General features: G+C 69.8%; 16 protein-coding genes. 3 read left to right on the top strand and 13 right to left on the bottom strand.

Annotated features, from left to right (window positions below):
- Positions 1 to 11: 11 nt before the first annotated feature.
- The 4 genes from ACIA5H_RS16695 to ACIA5H_RS16680 form a co-directional block, all read right to left on the bottom strand.
- Positions 12 to 1067 (bottom strand): hydrogenase expression protein HypE, encoded by a 1056-nt coding sequence (locus tag ACIA5H_RS16695; RefSeq protein ID WP_355070263.1) that lies wholly within the window; start codon positions 1065 to 1067, stop codon positions 12 to 14.
- A gap of 92 nt (positions 1068 to 1159) precedes the next feature.
- Positions 1160 to 2017: a hydrogenase nickel incorporation protein HypB gene (gene hypB / locus ACIA5H_RS16690; protein ID WP_397076712.1), complete on the bottom strand. Its 858-nt coding sequence runs from the start codon at positions 2015 to 2017 to the stop codon at positions 1160 to 1162.
- Positions 1975 to 2349 (bottom strand): hydrogenase maturation nickel metallochaperone HypA, encoded by a 375-nt coding sequence (locus tag ACIA5H_RS16685; RefSeq protein WP_355071017.1) that lies wholly within the window; start codon positions 2347 to 2349, stop codon positions 1975 to 1977. Before ACIA5H_RS16685 ends, hypB begins: the two co-directional genes overlap by 43 nt.
- A gap of 237 nt (positions 2350 to 2586) precedes the next feature.
- The gene (locus ACIA5H_RS16680; protein WP_397076711.1) at positions 2587 to 2961 is read right to left on the bottom strand and encodes a PepSY domain-containing protein; all 375 of its coding nucleotides are present in this window, start codon (positions 2959 to 2961) and stop codon (positions 2587 to 2589) included.
- Positions 2962 to 3076: 115 nt separating this feature from the next.
- On the opposite strand from ACIA5H_RS16680, the gene ACIA5H_RS16675 reads away from it, so the two are divergent.
- Together ACIA5H_RS16675 and ACIA5H_RS16670 are read left to right on the top strand one after the other, a co-directional pair.
- Positions 3077 to 3754 (top strand): response regulator, encoded by a 678-nt coding sequence (locus tag ACIA5H_RS16675; protein WP_397076710.1) that lies wholly within the window; start codon positions 3077 to 3079, stop codon positions 3752 to 3754.
- Complete coding sequence (locus tag ACIA5H_RS16670) at positions 3747 to 5219, top strand: sensor histidine kinase (RefSeq protein WP_397076709.1); 1473 nt, start codon at positions 3747 to 3749, stop codon at positions 5217 to 5219. The genes ACIA5H_RS16675 and ACIA5H_RS16670 overlap by 8 nt, the downstream gene beginning before the upstream one ends.
- Before the next feature lie 185 nt (positions 5220 to 5404).
- Here ACIA5H_RS16670 and ACIA5H_RS16665 read toward each other — a convergent pair whose 3' ends face one another.
- The 8 genes from ACIA5H_RS16665 to ACIA5H_RS16630 form a co-directional block, all read right to left on the bottom strand.
- A complete protein-coding gene (locus tag ACIA5H_RS16665; RefSeq protein WP_397076708.1) occupies positions 5405 to 6307 on the bottom strand; it encodes an alpha/beta hydrolase fold domain-containing protein in 903 nt (300 codons plus the stop codon).
- A gap of 114 nt (positions 6308 to 6421) precedes the next feature.
- Positions 6422 to 7567: an acyl-CoA dehydrogenase family protein gene (locus ACIA5H_RS16660; RefSeq protein ID WP_379251257.1), complete on the bottom strand. Its 1146-nt coding sequence runs from the start codon at positions 7565 to 7567 to the stop codon at positions 6422 to 6424.
- A 786-nt stretch (positions 7568 to 8353) separates the two neighbouring features.
- Positions 8354 to 9250 (bottom strand): lysophospholipid acyltransferase family protein, encoded by an 897-nt coding sequence (locus tag ACIA5H_RS16655; RefSeq protein ID WP_379251259.1) that lies wholly within the window; start codon positions 9248 to 9250, stop codon positions 8354 to 8356.
- Positions 9251 to 9480: 230 nt separating this feature from the next.
- On the bottom strand, positions 9481 to 10908 hold the full coding sequence (gene hflX, locus ACIA5H_RS16650; RefSeq protein WP_379251567.1) for a GTPase HflX: 1428 nt from the start codon (positions 10906 to 10908) through the stop codon (positions 9481 to 9483).
- A gap of 189 nt (positions 10909 to 11097) precedes the next feature.
- Complete coding sequence (gene dapF, locus ACIA5H_RS16645; RefSeq protein ID WP_356962444.1) at positions 11098 to 11979, bottom strand: diaminopimelate epimerase; 882 nt, start codon at positions 11977 to 11979, stop codon at positions 11098 to 11100.
- A gap of 33 nt (positions 11980 to 12012) precedes the next feature.
- Positions 12013 to 12849, bottom strand: a complete 837-nt coding sequence (locus ACIA5H_RS16640) for a TrmH family RNA methyltransferase (protein ID WP_364426073.1) — start codon at positions 12847 to 12849, stop codon at positions 12013 to 12015.
- The gene (gene miaA, locus ACIA5H_RS16635; protein ID WP_397076707.1) at positions 12846 to 13778 is read right to left on the bottom strand and encodes a tRNA (adenosine(37)-N6)-dimethylallyltransferase MiaA; all 933 of its coding nucleotides are present in this window, start codon (positions 13776 to 13778) and stop codon (positions 12846 to 12848) included. Before miaA ends, ACIA5H_RS16640 begins: the two co-directional genes overlap by 4 nt.
- Positions 13775 to 14539, bottom strand: a complete 765-nt coding sequence (locus ACIA5H_RS16630) for a hypothetical protein (RefSeq protein WP_397076706.1) — start codon at positions 14537 to 14539, stop codon at positions 13775 to 13777. The genes miaA and ACIA5H_RS16630 overlap by 4 nt, the downstream gene beginning before the upstream one ends.
- 240 nt (positions 14540 to 14779) lie before the next feature.
- Between ACIA5H_RS16630 and ACIA5H_RS16625 the strand changes: the two genes are divergently transcribed.
- The gene (locus ACIA5H_RS16625) at positions 14780 to 16156 is read left to right on the top strand and encodes a DUF349 domain-containing protein (protein WP_356961492.1); all 1377 of its coding nucleotides are present in this window, start codon (positions 14780 to 14782) and stop codon (positions 16154 to 16156) included.
- Between the two features lie 74 nt (positions 16157 to 16230).
- Here ACIA5H_RS16625 and ACIA5H_RS16620 read toward each other — a convergent pair whose 3' ends face one another.
- The gene (locus ACIA5H_RS16620; protein WP_397076705.1) at positions 16231 to 16962 is read right to left on the bottom strand and encodes a hypothetical protein; all 732 of its coding nucleotides are present in this window, start codon (positions 16960 to 16962) and stop codon (positions 16231 to 16233) included.
- Between the last annotated feature and the right edge of the window lie 142 nt (positions 16963 to 17104).

Raw genomic sequence — 17104 nt, 5'->3', positions numbered from 1 at the left:
CAGAGAACCTCCTACCAGGTGCGGGTCGCGCCGGTTTCCAGCTTCCGGCCGCGGTGCCGCCAGTGCGGCTCCTTGTCGACCGTGCGTCCGGTGATGTGACGGAGGCTGCGGATCACCGATCCGTAGAGCCCCGATGCGCTGGACGAGAGCTTTCCGCCCGGTGGTTCGTCCATGAACGGCATGAACTTGTCCGGGAATCCCGGCATGGTGCAGCCGATGCAGATGCCGCCGACGTTCGGGCAGCCGCCCAAGCCGTTCATCCAGCCACGCTTGGGCACGTTGCACTTGACCACGGGCCCCCAGCAGCCGAGCTTCACAATGCATTTCGGCGAGCCGTACTCGGTGGCGAACTCACCCTGCTCGTAGTAACCCGCGCGGTCGCAACCCTCGTGCACCGTCGCCCCGAACAGCCACTTGGGCCGCAACGCGTCGTCGAGCGGAATCATGGGCGCCTGGCCGGTCGCCATGTAGAGCAGATAGGTCAGCGTCTCCGACAAGTTGTCCGGCTGGATCGGGCAGCCCGGCACGCAGACGATCGGAATACCCGCTTTGCTCTTCCAGTCCCAGCCGAGATAATCCGGCACGCCCATCGCGCCGGTGGGATTGCCCGCCATGGCGTGGATGCCACCGTAGGTCGCACAGGTGCCCGCCGCCACGATGGCCGTTGCCTTCGGCGCGAGACGGTCGAGCCATTCGCTGGTCGTCATGGGCTGGCCGGTGGCGGGATTGTTGCCGAACCCGCACCAGTAGCCCTCCTCTTTGATCTGCTCGTTCGGAATCGAGCCCTCGACCACCAGCACGAACGGTTCGAGTTCCCCGCGGTCGGCTTTGAAGAACCACTCCAGGAAGTCGTCCGCACCGCCGTTGGGGCCGCACTCGTAGTCGATCAGCGGCCAATGCACGGCGATCTTCGGCAGACCGGGAAGCGCGCCGAGGGCGATCTCTTCGACGCTCGGCTGCGTGGCCGCCGTCAGGGCGACCGAATCACCGTCACAACTGAGTCCCGCGTTGATCCACAGAACGTGGATCAGCGTCTCTTCGGCTCGTACTGCTTCCTGAGTGGGCATTTCTCGCCACCTTCCGCAGCGGACCACGGGGGCCGAATCTCGCCTTTCTCGAAGAAGGGGTCACCCGCAGATGTGATCCTGATCACTTCACTTTAAGCGCGCCCGGCGGCTTCCTCAAGAGCCGCCGGACCGGCCGCGCGACGCTGCTCGGCCAGCCAGTCGTACCAGGTAGACAGGCCTGTTCCGCTGCTCACGGACAGCGGCAGGACCTCGACGCCGGGGTGTATCGAATGGATGTATTCCCGGCATCGGTCCACATCGAAATCGACATACGGCAGCAGGTCGGTCTTGTTCACCAGGACCAGCCCCGCCGCCTGGAACATGTGCGGATACTTCAGCGGTTTGTCGGTCCCCTCGGTCACCGAGATGACGACCACCTTCTCCCGCTCCCCCAGATCGAACAGCGCCGGGCAGACCAGGTTGCCGACGTTCTCGACGAACAGCAGTGTGCCCGGCGCCGGGTCGAGGGTCTCCAGCGCGCGATACATCATCTCCGCGTCGAGGTGACATCCCGCGCCGGTGTTGACCTGCACCACACGGCACCCCGTCGCCTTGATCCGGTCGGCATCGAGCAATGTCGCCTGATCCCCTTCGATCACCGCGATCGGGGCCTGGCCGGACTCACGGATGGTGCGCTCCAGCAGCGTGGTCTTACCCGCGCCCGGCGAACTCGTCATATTGAGCGCGAGGATGCCGCGCCCGGCCAGCCAGTCCCGGTTGCGCTGCGCCAGTTCGTCGTTCTTGGCGAGGACCTTCAACTCCAGGGTGACCGTCTCGGTGGCGGGCACGTGGACGTGGTCGGCGCCGGGGCCGTGCTGGTGTGGATGGTGGTCCTCGTGCGTGTGCTCATGGTCCGCATGGGCGTGATCGTGCCCGTCTGCGTGCTGGTGATCGTGCGGGACGCGAATCAGCGCGGCGGCGTCGTCGCCGCACCCGCAGGTTGCGCACATGCCTCACTCACCTCCATGGATCGGATACGCAGCTCGCGCCCGGAGCGGATCTCGACATCGGCGCTGCCGCAGGGACACAGCAGGATCGGGTCCGGCAGCCGGAACTCGGCGCCACAGGTACGGCATGCCGCCACCCCCGGGATCTCCACCAGGACCAGGTCCGCGCCCTCGGCGACCGTCGCCTCGGCCGCGACTTCGAAACAGAACCGCATGGCATCGGGTACGACAGCGCACAGCGCGCCGACCTCGACGGTGACGGAATGGACCCGCCGGCCCGCCGCGTGCTCGCAGACGGCGTCGATGACGCCGCGCGTGATGGCCATCTCGTGCATCCGGACCTCGATTCCTCGAGTGGACAACTTGAGGCTACTCCCGGGCAAACCGCCCGCGGGGCAAATCTTCGATGCTCGGCGAACGCGTCTCCGGGGCGTCACGCGTTACGTCGGCCACGGACCACGGATACCGGCGAAGCCACGGCCGGAATCCCCCTCCGGATCCCTGCCGCCCGGCAGCAAACACCTCGTGCTTACCCATGCGCCGACCCGTCACACCTGCGTCCGCCGACGCGGTCAGTCGGGGTCGACCACGGCGCGGACCTGGCCGCTGTCGGCATCTATCGTCACGTCGTGCTCCACGCCCGCGGGAGTGGTGAGCTCCACCTCCCACACCGCGACCCCCTGGTCCGTGTCGAGCTGGATGGACGTGACCCGTCCGCCCGGCACGGCCGCCAGGGCCTTGTCGATGGCCTGCTGCCTGCTGATACCGGTATCGGCCACCAGCGACCGGTCCGCCGCGACCGAACGGAACGCGACGGTGTGATCGTCCGGACCGCCGGTGGCCACCGCGGACAGGACCGCGCTCAGACCGACGACGGCGGCCGCGACGGCCGTGCCGACGAGCAGCCAGCGAAGACCGGCGTAAGCACGGCGGAATACGGTTGTCATGGGAAACCTCCTGCGCGAGTGATGATCTCGAATGCGTTCACTGTGGCGAACCGAGCTGAAGGCGAGCTGAAGTCACCTGAAGACGATTTCAGGATCCGTCTGCCACTCTTGGGGGATGCGTCTGCTGATCGTCGAAGACGAGAAACGTCTGGCTCGCACGCTGGCAAAAGGGTTGTCTGCCGAGGGATTCGCCGTGGATGTGGTGCACGACGGCGCCGAGGGCCTGCATCTGGCGACGACAACCGACTACGACTTGATCATCCTCGACATCATGCTGCCCGGCATGAACGGCTACCGCGTCTGCGCCGCGCTGCGCGCCGGTGGCCACGAGACGCCCGTGCTCATGCTCACCGCGAAAGACGGCGAATACGACGAGGCCGAGGGCCTGGACACCGGCGCGGACGACTACCTCAGCAAGCCGTTCTCCTACCTGGTGCTGCTGGCCCGCATCCGTGCGCTGTTGCGCCGCCGGACCCGCGGCGGCGCGCGCGTGTTGCGCGTCGGCGACCTGATCGTGGACCCGGGCACCCGGACCTGCCGCCGCGGCACGCGGGACGTGACGCTGACCGCCAAGGAGTTCGCTGTGCTCGAGCACCTGGCCGTCCGCGCCGGGGAGGTGGTCTCGAAAGCCGATATCCTGGACCATGTCTGGGATTTCGCCTACGACGGCGACCCGAACATCGTCGAGGTCTACATCAGCACATTGCGCCGCAAGATCGACGCGCCGTTCGGACGCCGATCGATCACCACCGTTCGCGGCGCGGGCTACCGGCTGACGGCCGATCGTGCCTGAGCGAGCCGCGCGGGCCTGGTGGCGCTCGGTCCGCGTGCGCACCACGGTCGCGGCGACGGTTGTGGTCGCGGTGGCGCTGACCGCGGCCGGGCTCGTGGTGCTGGCCGTGCTGCGGCACAACCTGGTGCACAGCGCCGAAATGCAGGCGGAGTCCACCGCGCAGGACGTGGCGACGCAGCTCGCGACGGGCACGGATCTCGCCCGGCTGCGGCTTCCCGATGCCGAAAGCGAACCGGTGCAGGTCGTTTCGCTCGACCGCCGCGTGCTCGCGGCCGACGACGACCTCGCGGGCAAACCGCCCATGGCCGAGTTCGGCCCGTACGCCAAGACTTCCGATGACGATGACGAGGACGAGGAGGACGACGAAGAGGACGAGGACGAGAAGCCGGGCCGCGAAAGCCTGTCGCAACCCACGGACCCCACGGCGGCCGACGCCGAATTCGGCGACGTGCGGCTGACGGTGGACGACGAGGACGGGCCGCATCCGTTCCGGGTCGCCGCCCTCGCGGTGACCATCCGGGGCGGACAGCCCGCCACCGTCTACGCGGGCTCCTCGCTGGCGACCGCCGACAGCGCGGTGGCGGACGCACGGCAAGCGATGCTGATCGGCCTGCCTCCGCTACTCCTGGTGGTCGCCCTGGTGACCTGGCTGGTCACCCGGCGCGCCCTGCGCCCGGTGGAGGCGATTCGCAGGCAGCTCGCCGAGATCATGGACGGCGATCTCTCCCTGCGCGTGCCGGAACCGGGCTCCCGCGACGAGATCGGCAGGCTGGCGAGCACCACCAACGCCACGCTCGCCGCGCTGGAGGAGTCCACGGAGCGCCAGCGGCGGTTCATCGCCGACGCCGCACACGAGTTGCGCAGCCCCATCGCGAGCCTGCGCACCCAGCTCGAGGTGGCCCAGGCGCACCCCGAACTGCTGGAACTGGACGGACTGATCGGCGACACCATCCGGCTGGAACATCTCGCGGCGGACCTCTTGCTCCTGGCCCGGCTCGACGCGGGCGAGCAACCGCGCGCGGATCGGGTGGACCTGACCGTGCTGGTCCGTGAGGAGTTGGAGCACCGCGTCCGGGACCGGGTGGCCGTGCGGATCTCGATACCGGAAGCGCCCGTGGCGGTCACCGGGAGCCGTACCCAGCTCGCCCGCGTTCTGGGCAACCTGGTCGACAACGCGCAGCGGCATGCCGCGAACACCGTTGACGTCGCCGTGGACCACGACGCCGACGAGCGGGTGGTGCTGTCGGTCACCGACGACGGACCGGGTGTGCCGCCCGCCGACCGCGACCGGATCTTCCAGCGATTCGTCCGCCTGGACGACGCGCGCAGCCGCGACGATGGCGGCGCGGGCCTCGGCCTGGCCATCGTCCGCGACGTCGTGGAACGCCACGGCGGCACCATTCACGTCACCGACGGCACACCCGGCGCCCGTTTCGTGGTCACGCTGCCCGCAGCCGGTACGTAGCCGGGCGCAACGGGTTCGACGTGGGCAGGTCACGGACCTACGACACCGCCACGGTGCCCACGACGAATCCGCCGCTCGCAGCCCTGGACAGCCCCGTCGGCGGCGAGGCCCTGCCCTTGTCACGCGTCAGCCGAGCTCGCACGCGAACCGGGCGGCGACAACGCGATTCGGCACCGCACCGTCGTTCAACTGGCGAGCGCGCTACGCAGACTCTCGATGACGACCCGACGCGCGGCACGCCCTTCCGGGGTCGGGGTCAGCGGATAGACATGGGGCAGGCCGGGAGCCTCGTGGTAGTCCACCACGACCCCGGCGTCGCGCGCCGCCTCGACCAGCAGGAGGGTGTCCGGCCACAGGATGTCATCGGTGCCGCAGAAGACCGTCAGCGGGCCGAGTCCGCGCGGGTCGGCGGCCAATGGGCTGACGCGCGGGTCGGCGAGCTCGAGATCGCCGCGCCAGTGTTCGATGAACACGCGCGATCCCGCGACGCCCAGCCACGGGTCCCGTGGCTGCACGACCTCGATTTCCGGATTGGTCAGCGACAGATCGAGCGCGGGGGCGATGAGCACGGTGCCGGGCAGCCGCACGTCGTGCTCGTCCCGCAGGGCCACCGCGGCCGACAGTGCGATCTGCCCTCCGGCGGAATCCCCTGCCACGCATACATTTCCGTAGGTCTCCCGGTTGGCGAGCGCCAGCTCCACGAAGCCCGCGACGACCTGATCTGCCGTCCCGAACGGAATCAGCGGGTAGATCGGGACCGTCACCGCCGCACCGGCTTCCGCGGTGACCGCCGCGCACAGCGCCCAGTGCTGCGGCGCGATCTCGTGCACCCAGCCGCCGCCGTGTGCGTACACAACGTTCCCTCGTGGCGTGCGCCCGCGCGGAGTGAGGGTGTAGACCGGCCAGCCGCCGCGACGCTCCACCGTGATGGTCACATCCGCGCGCAGCCGCCGCGGCGGACCGTAGTTGCGAGGCCGCACGCTCCGATCGAGGACCCGCCTGCGCGCCGCGTCGGCATCGATGAACACGCGATTGGCCCGCGTCGCCTTCAGGTACCCGCGCACCACCTGGTTGGCCAGACTCGGCATCGCATCTCCTCCACTCCGGCGACCGGCGAACGGCGAGTTCGCCATCACCTCGGAAGGCGATTGTGCCGCACCCGGGCCGGCGGCAGCCGTCGGCCCGAGCCGGAATTCGCGCGGTCAGGACAGCTTCAGGCTGCGTCCGATGATCTCTTTCATGATCTCGGTGGTGCCGCCGTAGATGGTCTGGATGCGGGCGTCCATGTAGGCCTTGGCGATCGGGTATTCCTTCATGTAGCCGTATCCGCCGTGCAGTTGCAGGCAGCGGTTGATCAGGTCGAGCTGCTCCTCGGTGCTCCACCACTTCGCCATCGCCGCGTCCTCCGCGGTCAGCTTGCCCTCGTTGAGCAGCTCGATGAACTTGTCGACCATCAGCCGCACCGCCGTGGTCTTGGTGGCCAGTTCGGCGAGCACGAAGCGGGTGTTCTGCAGCGCGCCGATCGGCTTGCCGAACGCCTTGCGGTCGCGGACGTACTGCACGGTCATGTCCAGGCAGGACTCCATCGCCGCCGCGGCCATGACGGCGATCGACAGGCGTTCCTGCGGCAGGTTGTGCATGAGGTGGATGAAGCCCATCCCCTCGGTGCCGAGCAGGTTCTTGCCGGGCACGCGCACGTCGGTGAAGCTCAGCTCGGCGGTGTCCTGGGCCTTGAGGCCGAGCTTGTCCAGGTTGCGGCCGCGCTCGAAGCCGGGCATGCCGCGCTCGACCACGAACAGGCTGAAGCCCATGGCCCCCTTCTCGGGGTCGGTCTGCGCCACCACGATCACGATGTCGGAGTTGATGCCGTTGGTGATGAAGGTCTTGGCGCCGTTGAGGATCCAGTCGTCCCCGTCCCGCACCGCGCGAGTCTTGATGCCCTGCAGGTCCGAACCGGTACCGGGTTCGGTCATCGCGATCGCGGTGATGATCTCGCCCGCGCAGAAGCCGGGCAACCAGCGCTGCTTCTGCTCCTCGTTGGCCAGCTCGAGCAGATAAGGCGCGATCACATCGTTGTGCAGCGAGAAGCCGAGGCCGGAGTATTGGCCGCGCACCGACTCCTCCGAGACGATGGCGTTGTAGCGGAAGTCCTTCACCCCGCCGCCGCCGTACTGCTCCGGCATGGCCATGCCGAGGAAGCCCTGCTTGCCCGCCTCGAGCCAGACCGCCCGGTCGACGATGCCCTGCTCCTCCCACTTCGCGTGATTCGGCGCGACGTGCTGATCGAGAAACTTGCGGAACGACTCCCGGAACAGTTCGTGCTCGGGTTCGAACAGTGTGCGTTCCACGCCAACCTCCTAGTGACCACACCGGCCGGTCCACACCGACCACTCGTTGCCCCATACCGTACCCGGGGCGAGAATCCCTGTTCACTTCTGGGGCCGGAACCATGGTCTCACCAGGAGCGGCGGATCGGGTCGAGATCAGCGAACGAGATTCCCGGCAAACGATCGAAGGCTTGGGACGATTGGCCGCCGGCCGGGGCGTGACGCCGCAGAACGAGGCCGGCCTGCCACTGACCGGCACGCGCTTCGGTTGTCGATCAAGACGACGAGCCGCGCGACCACGGGCGCCGACGAAGCCGACTCAGGCGAAACGCCGACAGGCGCAGACGCCGCTCGCCGATGGCAACGACCGCCGCGGCACCCGGCGCGCGAGGTCCGATCCGTCGACGAACCGATGGTGTCGACGGAGGATCCGGCCGACTGTCATGTCCGAGGCCGGAAACCGCGCGCACGACTGGGATCGCTGGGGGCTCGGCTGGTAGAACGGCTCGCAGTCGCTCCGATCGTCGGCGGCCACCCAACTTACGGCGCGCTCGAGAACCGGCCGTCACGAAACATGTTCCGACGACTCAGCCGCCGACCGGTTTCCGCGGCCGCGCAAGCTTCAGCTCGCGACGGCGATGCGTCCGGCCGGGAAGTTCCGCGGCAAAGGCGCTGATCGGGCGTGAAACGGTCGAGCCGTGAGCTCGGCGGCGAATCGCCCTACGTGACGTGCCGCGCGCAGCACCGACGCCGACGATGGACAGTCGGACGATGAACAGTCGACCGACGCGCCGATCTCCGAAGCCATCAGCGTGTCAGCCAGCCCCGCAATCGGCCCACCAAGGTGCGGCCTTCGTCACGCGCGCGTTCGGCGAAGAGGAAGTTCATCTCCTCCTCCAGCGCTTTGCGCACCACGTCGCGGAATTCCGTGGCGGCGGCGTGCATGTCGCCCGCGTTGCGCCACGGCGCCGGGTCGATGGGCGCACCGGCGGAGAAGTAGAAGCGTTCCGGACGGGGGATGACGGTGGGACCGACGCCGCGGATGAGTGGCGGGGTGAGGTCGCGGCTGAGCCCGAGCGCTTCCACGGTCCAGCGCAGGGGGCGCAGGATCGGATGGTCGCCGTCGACCAGGATGTCGTAGGCGTCGTCGACGCCGATCATCGCGACCGGGACGATGGGCGCGCCCGCTTCGATCGCCATGCGCGCGAAACCGCTGCGCCCCTCCCACTTCAGCAGGTACTTCTCGTTCTTGCGGCGGACCGCCTCCCGGCCACCGCCAGGGAACACCATCACGGCTTCGCCGCGCCGGAGCAGGGCCAGGCAGTTGGACCGAGTGCCGCGCACCGCGCCGTAGTGGTGCAGCAGGTGCCGGACACCGGGAACGTTGATCAGCACGTTCTCGGCGAGACCGCGGATCAAGCGGCCGCGGCGGCGCAGCACCTCGGGCAGCAGCATGGGGGCGTCGATGCCGCCCAGCAGGTTGTGGTTACCGACCAGCAGCACCGGGCCGTCGGCCGGGATGTTCTCCAAGCCGTAGAAGCGCGGGCTGGTCCACGCGCGCAGCGGCGCGAGCAGGGTGTCGATCACCCGCAGATCGGTGTCGGTCAGCGAAACCGACAGCGGCGCACCGTCGCTGAGCGCCGGATCGGCGCTGTTCGCGGCGCCGGAGCGCCGGGTGCGGGAATCGGAGCGGGCGTCCGACATGAACCCTCCTGGTGTCGATTCGATGACGATAGCGCAACGAAATCGACTGCGTCGCACCGGATGTGCGCGTCGCATCGCGACACGCCCGATCCGGTCGGTCGACCAGCTCGTTCGCCGTCCCGGCAAGCCTGTCGCGAACTCGCACTTCAGCGGCGGTCCGCGAGCACGGATACGCCGCGGACCAGCGCGCGGAAAGACAGCGTCACATCTCAGGAAGTGAGATGCTCGACCTAATCCTGCGTACCGGCCGTGCCCGCGTGCGCGTACTCCGACAAGGCGGCGGCGAGAGCATGCGGGACGCGCGCGTGGACGCGGGTTCCGCCCTCTTCGTGATCCGAACCGAGGATGCGGCCATCGGCGTGGATGCGGGCGAGCAGGTCACCGCGCGTGTACGGCAGCAGCACGCTGATCTCCACGTCCAAGTCCCCGAGCAGCTCGGCGAGCCGCTCGCGCAGCCCATCGATCCCGCGGCCGCTGCGCGCCGACACGAACGACGCGTCGGGCAGCAGCGCACGCAGGTTGGTGAGCTCGGTCGGCCCCATCGCGTCGGTCTTGTTCACCACCAGCAGTTCGGGCGGGGCGGGCGTACCGGATTCCTTGATCACGTCCGTGATCACCTCGCGGACCGCCTTGATCTGCTCGGCGGGCAGCGCGTCGGAGCCGTCCACCACGTGCACCAGCAGGTCGGCGCCGGTCACCTCCTCCAAGGTGGAGCGGAAAGCCTCGACCAGCTGGGTCGGCAGGTGGCGCACGAAGCCGACGGTGTCGGTGAAGACGACTTCGCGCCCGTCGTCCAGCTCGGCCCGGCGGGTGGTCGGATCGAGGGTGGCGAACAGGGCGTCCTGGACCAGCACGCCGGAGCCGGTGAGCTTGTTCATCAGGCTCGACTTGCCCGCGTTGGTGTAGCCGACGATCGCGACGGACGGGATGCCACTGGACGTGCGGCGCGACCGCATGGTGTCGCGCGCGGTCTTCATCTCGCGGATCTCCCGGCGCAGTTTGGCCATCCGCTCACGGATGCGACGACGATCGGTCTCGATCTTGGTCTCACCGGGGCCGCGCAGACCCACGCCGCCGTTGCTGCCGGCGCGGCCACCGGCCTGCCGGGACATCGACTCACCCCAGCCGCGCAGCCGGGGCAGCATGTACTCCATCTGGGCCAGCGAGACCTGCGCCTTGCCCTCCCGGGAAGTGGCGTGCTGAGCGAAGATGTCCAAAATCAACGCGGTCCGGTCGACCACCTTGACCTTGACCACCTTCTCCAGGGCGGTCAGCTGAGCGGGGGTCAGCTCGCCGTCACAGATGACGGTGTCCGCGCCGGTCTCCAGCACCACGGAGCGCAGCTCGTCGGCCTTGCCGGAGCCGATGTAGGTGGCCGGATCCGGCCGGTCGCGGCGCTGGATCAACGCTTCCAGCACCTCGGAGCCCGCAGTCTCGGCGAGCGCGGCGAGTTCGGCCATGCTGGCATCGGCCTGCGTGGCGGTCCCCGTGGTCCAGACCCCGACCAGCACGACGCGCTCCAGGCGCAGCTGCCGGTACTCGACCTCGGTGATGTCGGTGAGCTCGGTGGACAGGCCCGCCACACGGCGCAGCGAACTGCGGTCCTCCAACTGCAGTTCACCGGTGGTCGGATCGGCCGACCAACCCGATCGCCGCATCCGTGCCCGGTGCTCGGCGACGACGTCGCCGGTCACCGCGTCTTCGCCGGACACCGCGTCGTCGGCCGCATCGGCGGCGCGATCGTTCGCGTCCGCCGGAGTGAATTCATACGTCTCTGACTTCCTCATACACCATCCATGCTGCCACGACATCACCGCAGCACGCACCCGGTTATCGGGGCGATGCCGCTACCGACCGTCCCACCAGGACCCGGCGAGGCGACCCGAGGCCAGCAAAACCGACGGCCCGCGCAGCCATGCCGACCCGCGCTCGAGCCCGACGGTCAGTTCGCCGCCGGGCACCCGGACCGTCACCCGACCGGAGTCGGCGCCGATCCGGAAGCCGTCGGCGGCCAGCGCCGCGGCGGCCGCGGCGACGGTACCCGTTCCGCAGGAACGGGTCTCGCCCACACCGCGCTCGTAGACCCGCATGTCGACCGACCTCTCGGCGTCCAGCGCCGTGACGATCTCGACGTTCACCCCGTGTGGGAACAGGTCCGGATCGAAGCCGGGCGGCACGGTCAGGTCGAGCTTGCCGAGCGCGTCCACGGACATACCCGGATCGACGCAGGCCAAATGCGGATTGCCGACATCGATGCCGATCCCGGGCAGCGCCCAGCCCGCGATGGTCGCGGTGGACGGGCCGAGTTCGCGCACCCGGCCCATGCCGACGGTGACGTCCCCGGTGACCGAGTTCCCGGCATGCACGGTGACCGGGCGCGCCCCGGCGCGGCTGCCGACCACGAAGCTGTCGCGGGTTTCCAATCCCGCCGCGTGCAGGTAATGCGCGAATACGCGCACGCCGTTGCCGCACATCTCCGCGATCGAGCCGTCGGCGTTGCGGTAATCCATGAACCAGTCGTCGGCGCCCACGTCCTCCGGAAGCTCCGCCAGCACACCGGCGGCCTGCAACGCACCGGCCCGCGCGACCCGCAACACGCCATCCGCGCCGAGCCCGCGCCTGCGATCACACAGCGCGCCGACCTGCTCGGCCGTCAGCGCGAGGCCGGCCTGCGGGTCGGGCAGCACCACGAAATCGTTCTGGGTGCCGTGACCCTTGGTGAACTCGATATCCGGCACGTGCGATGTCTCCCTGTCTCGTCGTCATTTGGCAAACGTCCGGCGTTGCCGGGAAATTTCGTAGAGCGCCACCGCGGCCGCCGAGGGCGCCCCCAGCGAGCTGGCCGTCCCACCCATCGGGATGTGCACCATGTCGTCGCAGGCCGCCTCCCACGCGGCGCTCATACCGCTGGTCTCGTTGCCGATGACGAGGATGGTCGCGTCGGTGAAGTCGTAGTCGTAGGCGGCGTGGCTGCCGTGCTCGTCGGTGCCAACGATGCGGGTCGGGATGCCGCGGCGGATCTGCCGGTTGCGGAACTCCAGCACCTGAGCGGGCCCGGCGGCGCGGATCACCGGCACGGCGAACAGCGAACCGGTCGAGGCGCGCACCGCCTGCGGGTCGTACTGGTCGGCGCCGTGTCCGGTGACGATGACGCCGCTGGCGCCGAACGCGTCGGCCGAGCGGATCAGCGTGCCCAGGTTGCCCGGCGAGTTGGGCCGGTCGAACACCACGACCACCGGCGCGTCCTCCCCCGGCTCACCCGGCTCGAAGGCCTCCAGTTCGGGCTGCCGCGACTCCGCGACCGCCACCAGTTCCGGTATCCCGGCGGCCTTTTCGCCGAGTTCGGCCATCAGCTCGGGCACCAGGCCGACCTGTGGCACTCCGCTGGTGTCCAGCACTTCGCGCGCCCAGCTGGACAGCTCGGGGCCGCCGAGCCGGTACAGCAGCGTCTCCAGCGGCCAGTCGTTGGCCATGGCCTGCGTGATCGGACGCACGCCCTGCACCAGGAAACGGCCGTCGCGATGACGCTTGGTGCGGTTGTTGAGGTAGGCCTGCCACACCTGGACGGAGGCGTTGCGCGTGCTCACACGTCGGGTCACTGCGGAGTCCGTTCTTTCTCATCGAGCAGGGCCAGCGCCGTCGCGGCCGGATCAGGGGCGGCGCCGTCCACCCACCGCACCCGGGGATCGCGCCGGAACCAGGAGCGTTGCCTGCGCACGTAGCGCCGCGTGCCGATCAGGGTGCGTTCCTGAGCATGGTTCAGGTCGTATTCGTTGTCCAAATAGGCCAGGACTTGTGCGTAGCCGATGGCTCGCCGGGCCGTGACGCCCTCGAGCAGGCCGCACTCGATCAGGCCGCGTACCTCCTCGACCAGCCCGCCTTCGAACATCGCGGCGGTGCGCCGCTCGATGCGCGCGTCCAAGGCCGCGGTCTCCCGGTCGACGCCGATGACGATCGTGCCCCAGCGCGGCTGCCCGATGGTCGGCGCCGACGCGGCGAACGGCTGTCCGGTGAGTTCCACGACCTCGAGCGCACGCACCATACGGCGCCCGTCGGTGGGCAGGATGGTGGCAGCGGCCACCGGATCGGCCGCGCGCAGCGCCGCGTGTACGGCCGCGACGCCCCGCTCGGCGAGCACCGCCTCCCAGCGCGCCCGCACGGCCGGATCGGTGGCCGGGAACTCCCATTGGTCCAACAGCGCCTGGACGTACATCATCGAGCCGCCCACGATGACGGGCACCCGGCCGCGCCCCATGATCGCGACGACGTCCGCGCTCGCCGCCGCCTGATACGCGGCCACGGACGCGGTGTCGGTCACGTCGAGCACGTCGAGCTGGTGGTGCGGGATGCCCCGGCGCTGCGCGACGGGCAGCTTCGCGGTGCCGATGTCCATGCCGCGGTACAGCTGCATGGCGTCGATGTTCACGATCTCGCCGCCGAGTTGTTCGGCCAGGTCGAGAGCCAGATCGGATTTGCCGGTGGCGGTGGGGCCGACGACCGCGATCGGAGTGATGCCGGAATCCGTCACGGCGCGTCGTCTCCCGCGGGCCGCCAGAGGCTCACGTGGTAGCCGACTCCGAACGGGGCGTCCCGGTAGCGCGTCTCGACCAGCGGATCGGCGCGGAACAGCCCGGCCAGCACCTGATAGGCCGGGCGGCCCGTCACGCCCAGTTCGGCACACAGTCCGGAGTCGAGTGCCCGCAACGCGGCGCGATCACCTGTGCTCAGCGCGTCGTCCAGCCGGTCCTGCACCGGGCGGGCCCGTTCGTCGAGGTAGCCGGGCGCCTTGACCGACAGCGTCGCCGCCCCGTCGGCGACGACCAGCACACCGCGCGGCTCGCCGTCGCTGTCCAGCTCGGCACGCAGCTTCGTCCCGGTCTCCCGGCAATGCTCCGCGGGCGCGTCCGCGGCGACGACACTCGCCTCGGCGACCGCGTCAGGGGCGACCTGCCCGCGTAGCCACCCGCCGATCAGTACGGCCAGCGGCAACCCGGCATCGGCCTGCCGCGCTCCGGCGACGGCGGCACTCGAGAGGCCGACCCGCACGTCGACGCCGAAGCCGCGGAACGTGCCGACGGTCTCCGGACCGAACGTGCGGTCACCGGCATCGGCGCCGATCACCGTCCAGTGGCCTGTCACGGACGCGAAGGCGCGCACGGTGTCGAGCACGGCCGACCGCAGCACCGCGCGCGGATCCGAATCCCCTGCTCCCGCCGTGTCCGCCGTACCACCGCACAACTCGGGGACCAGCACGGGCGGCGACGGAACGAGGGCGGCGACGGAGAACACGTCGTAACCGTAGTCGTTGCGGGTACTGCCGGTACCGGCCGGCTTCGAGTGTCTCTGCCGTAAATACCGCCGAGATTGATAGTGTTCGAGGAGCTACAACCCAGGTCATCAGGGGTTGGAATCCGCGGGATTCCTCCGTGGGAAGGCATGGATCGATGGTCACAAGGGCTCGGACCGGGTTGAATGGGATGAGCTAGGGCGTAACCAGGCAGCCGTGACGCGCGGCAGGGACGAGGAAAAATGACCGACAGCAACGGAACCGCGAAAGCCGGACCCGGCAAGATGCCCCGTTCTTCCGGTGCTCCGAAACCGGGCCGCTCGATTCAACCGCCCAAACCGCACGCGGTCAAACCCGCCCCGGGCCCGGCCCAGCAGCATCCCCATCCCGTCGTCGTGCCCACCGTCTCCGATCCGAGCCGGTGGGGCCGGGTCGACGAAGACGGCACCGCGTGGGTGAAGACCGCCGAGGGTGAACGCCAGATCGGCTCGTGGCAGGCCGGTGACGCCGCGGAGGGCTTGGCCCACTTCGGCCGCCGGTTCGACGATCTGGCCACCGAGGTCGCCCTGCTGGAGGCCAGGTTGGCCGCGGGCGCGGACGCACGCAAGACCAAGGCCGCCGCCGTCACGCTGGCCGAGTCGCTGCCGACCGCCGCCGTCATCGGCGACATCGAGGGCTTGGCCCGGCGCCTGCAGGCCATCGCCGAGCACTCCGAAGAGGCCGCCGCGCACGCCAAGGAAGAGAAGGAACGCGCTAGGCACGAGCACACCGAACGCAAGGAGGCGCTGGCCGCCGAGGCGGAGAAGATCGCCGCCGAGTCCACCCAGTGGAAGGCCGCGGGCGATCGGTTGCGCGAGATCCTCGACGAGTGGAAGTCCATCCGGGGCGTGGACCGCAAGGTCGACGACGCGCTGTGGAAGCGCTACTCCAAGGCGCGTGAGGCGTTCAACCGCCGCCGCGGCGCGCACTTCGCCGAGCTGGATCGCGAACGCGCCGCCGCGAAGGCGCGCAAGGAAGAACTGTGCGTGCAGGCCGAGGAACTGTCCGGCTCCACAGAGTGGGTGGCCACCGCGGGCATCTTCCGCGATCTGCTCACCGAGTGGAAAGCCGCCGGTCGCGCGCCGCGCGAGGCCGACGAGGCGCTGTGGCGGCGCTTCAAGAGCGCCCAGGACGTCTTCTTCGCCGCGCGCAACGCCGCGGTCTCCGAGCGCGACGCCGAGTTCGAGCACAACGCGGCCGCCAAAGAGGAACTGCTGAACCACTACGCCTACATCGATCCGTCCGCCGACCTGGAAGCGGCCCGCGGCGCGCTGCGCGAGCTCCAGGACAAGTGGGACGCCATCGGCAAGGTTCCGCGCGAGCGCATGCAAGAACTGGAAGGCAAGCTGCGGGCTATCGAGAAGCGTGTGCGCGACGCCGTCGACGCGCAGTGGCGGCGCACCGACCCCGAGGCGATGGCCCGCGCCGCCCAGTTCCGCGAGCGCGTGGCGCAGTTCGAGGAGCAGGCCGCGAAGGCGCAGGCCGCAGGCAAGGCTCGCGACGCGGAGAAGGCGCTGGAACAGGCCAAGCAGTGGCGAGAGTGGGCCGAGGCCGCCGAGGGTGCCGTCAGCAACCGCTGAGATATCGGCACGATCGAAACGAACAGCGGCCCCCTCCCGGCTGGGATGGGCCGCTGTCGTGTGGAAAGAGCCGGTCAGGAATCGCCCATCAGCCGACGACGGTCGCGTTCCTCCGCCGCCGCGGCGGCGTTGCGGCGCTGCTCCTCTGCGGCCAAGTGCAGTGCGGTGCGGCTCCACACCACCCGGATCCAGTGGAAGGTGAGCACGACGGTCACGATCGCGCCGAGGATCAGGCCGATGCCGGGGCCCGCGCCGACATAGTTGCCGAGCCCGGGCGTCTGGCGGTGCCAGATGGACAGCACGCCGAACACGGCCGCCACGGCACTGCCCGCGACCGCGACCCAAGCCAGCACCCAGCGGCGGGTCATCAGCGCCAGCATCGAGAAGCCGATGCCGAACACCACGACGAACCACACGAAGATCCGCGAGGGCAGCCCGATGTGCTCGGCCCGCGCGACGTCGGTGTTCAGCAGCACGTCGAAGCCGCGCGCCGCGCCGGCGTGCGACAGCACCAGCGAGGCCAGCAGCAGGAACACCGCGCCCGCCACGACCATCGCGCGGACGCCGGGATCGATCTCACCGGCGATCTTGCGCTCGACGGCGTCGAGATCGTCGCGGAACTGTTCGAAATCGGCGGTGCTCTCGACCGAGCTCACGGAATCCTCGTTTCGTTCGTCTGCGTCGGGGCTCGCCGGCTCGCGCCCCCGGTCGGCCGCGGACGCGCCGCGCTGGTCGTCGCCGGACGCGGGGACAGATCCATCGGCGCCACGGGTGGCGTCGTCGTTGTCCTGCGGGCTCGCGGTCATGCGTCGCAGCCGGTCGAGCAGCTCGCGGCCGCGGGTTCCGGGGCGGGTGCGCCGATGCGAGGCAGTCCGAGCCCGACGCCGATCGGCGCGGTCTTCGGGGTGACGCCGCGCTCGTGCGCGTCACCGGCGCGGGTACGGCGGT

It is taken from the genome of Nocardia sp. NPDC051900 (assembly GCF_044452545.1).
Lineage (GTDB): Bacteria > Actinomycetota > Actinomycetes > Mycobacteriales > Mycobacteriaceae > Nocardia > Nocardia sichangensis.
The sequence above is the reverse complement of the archived record's forward strand: the minus strand, read 5'-3'. Positions and strand labels throughout refer to the sequence as shown.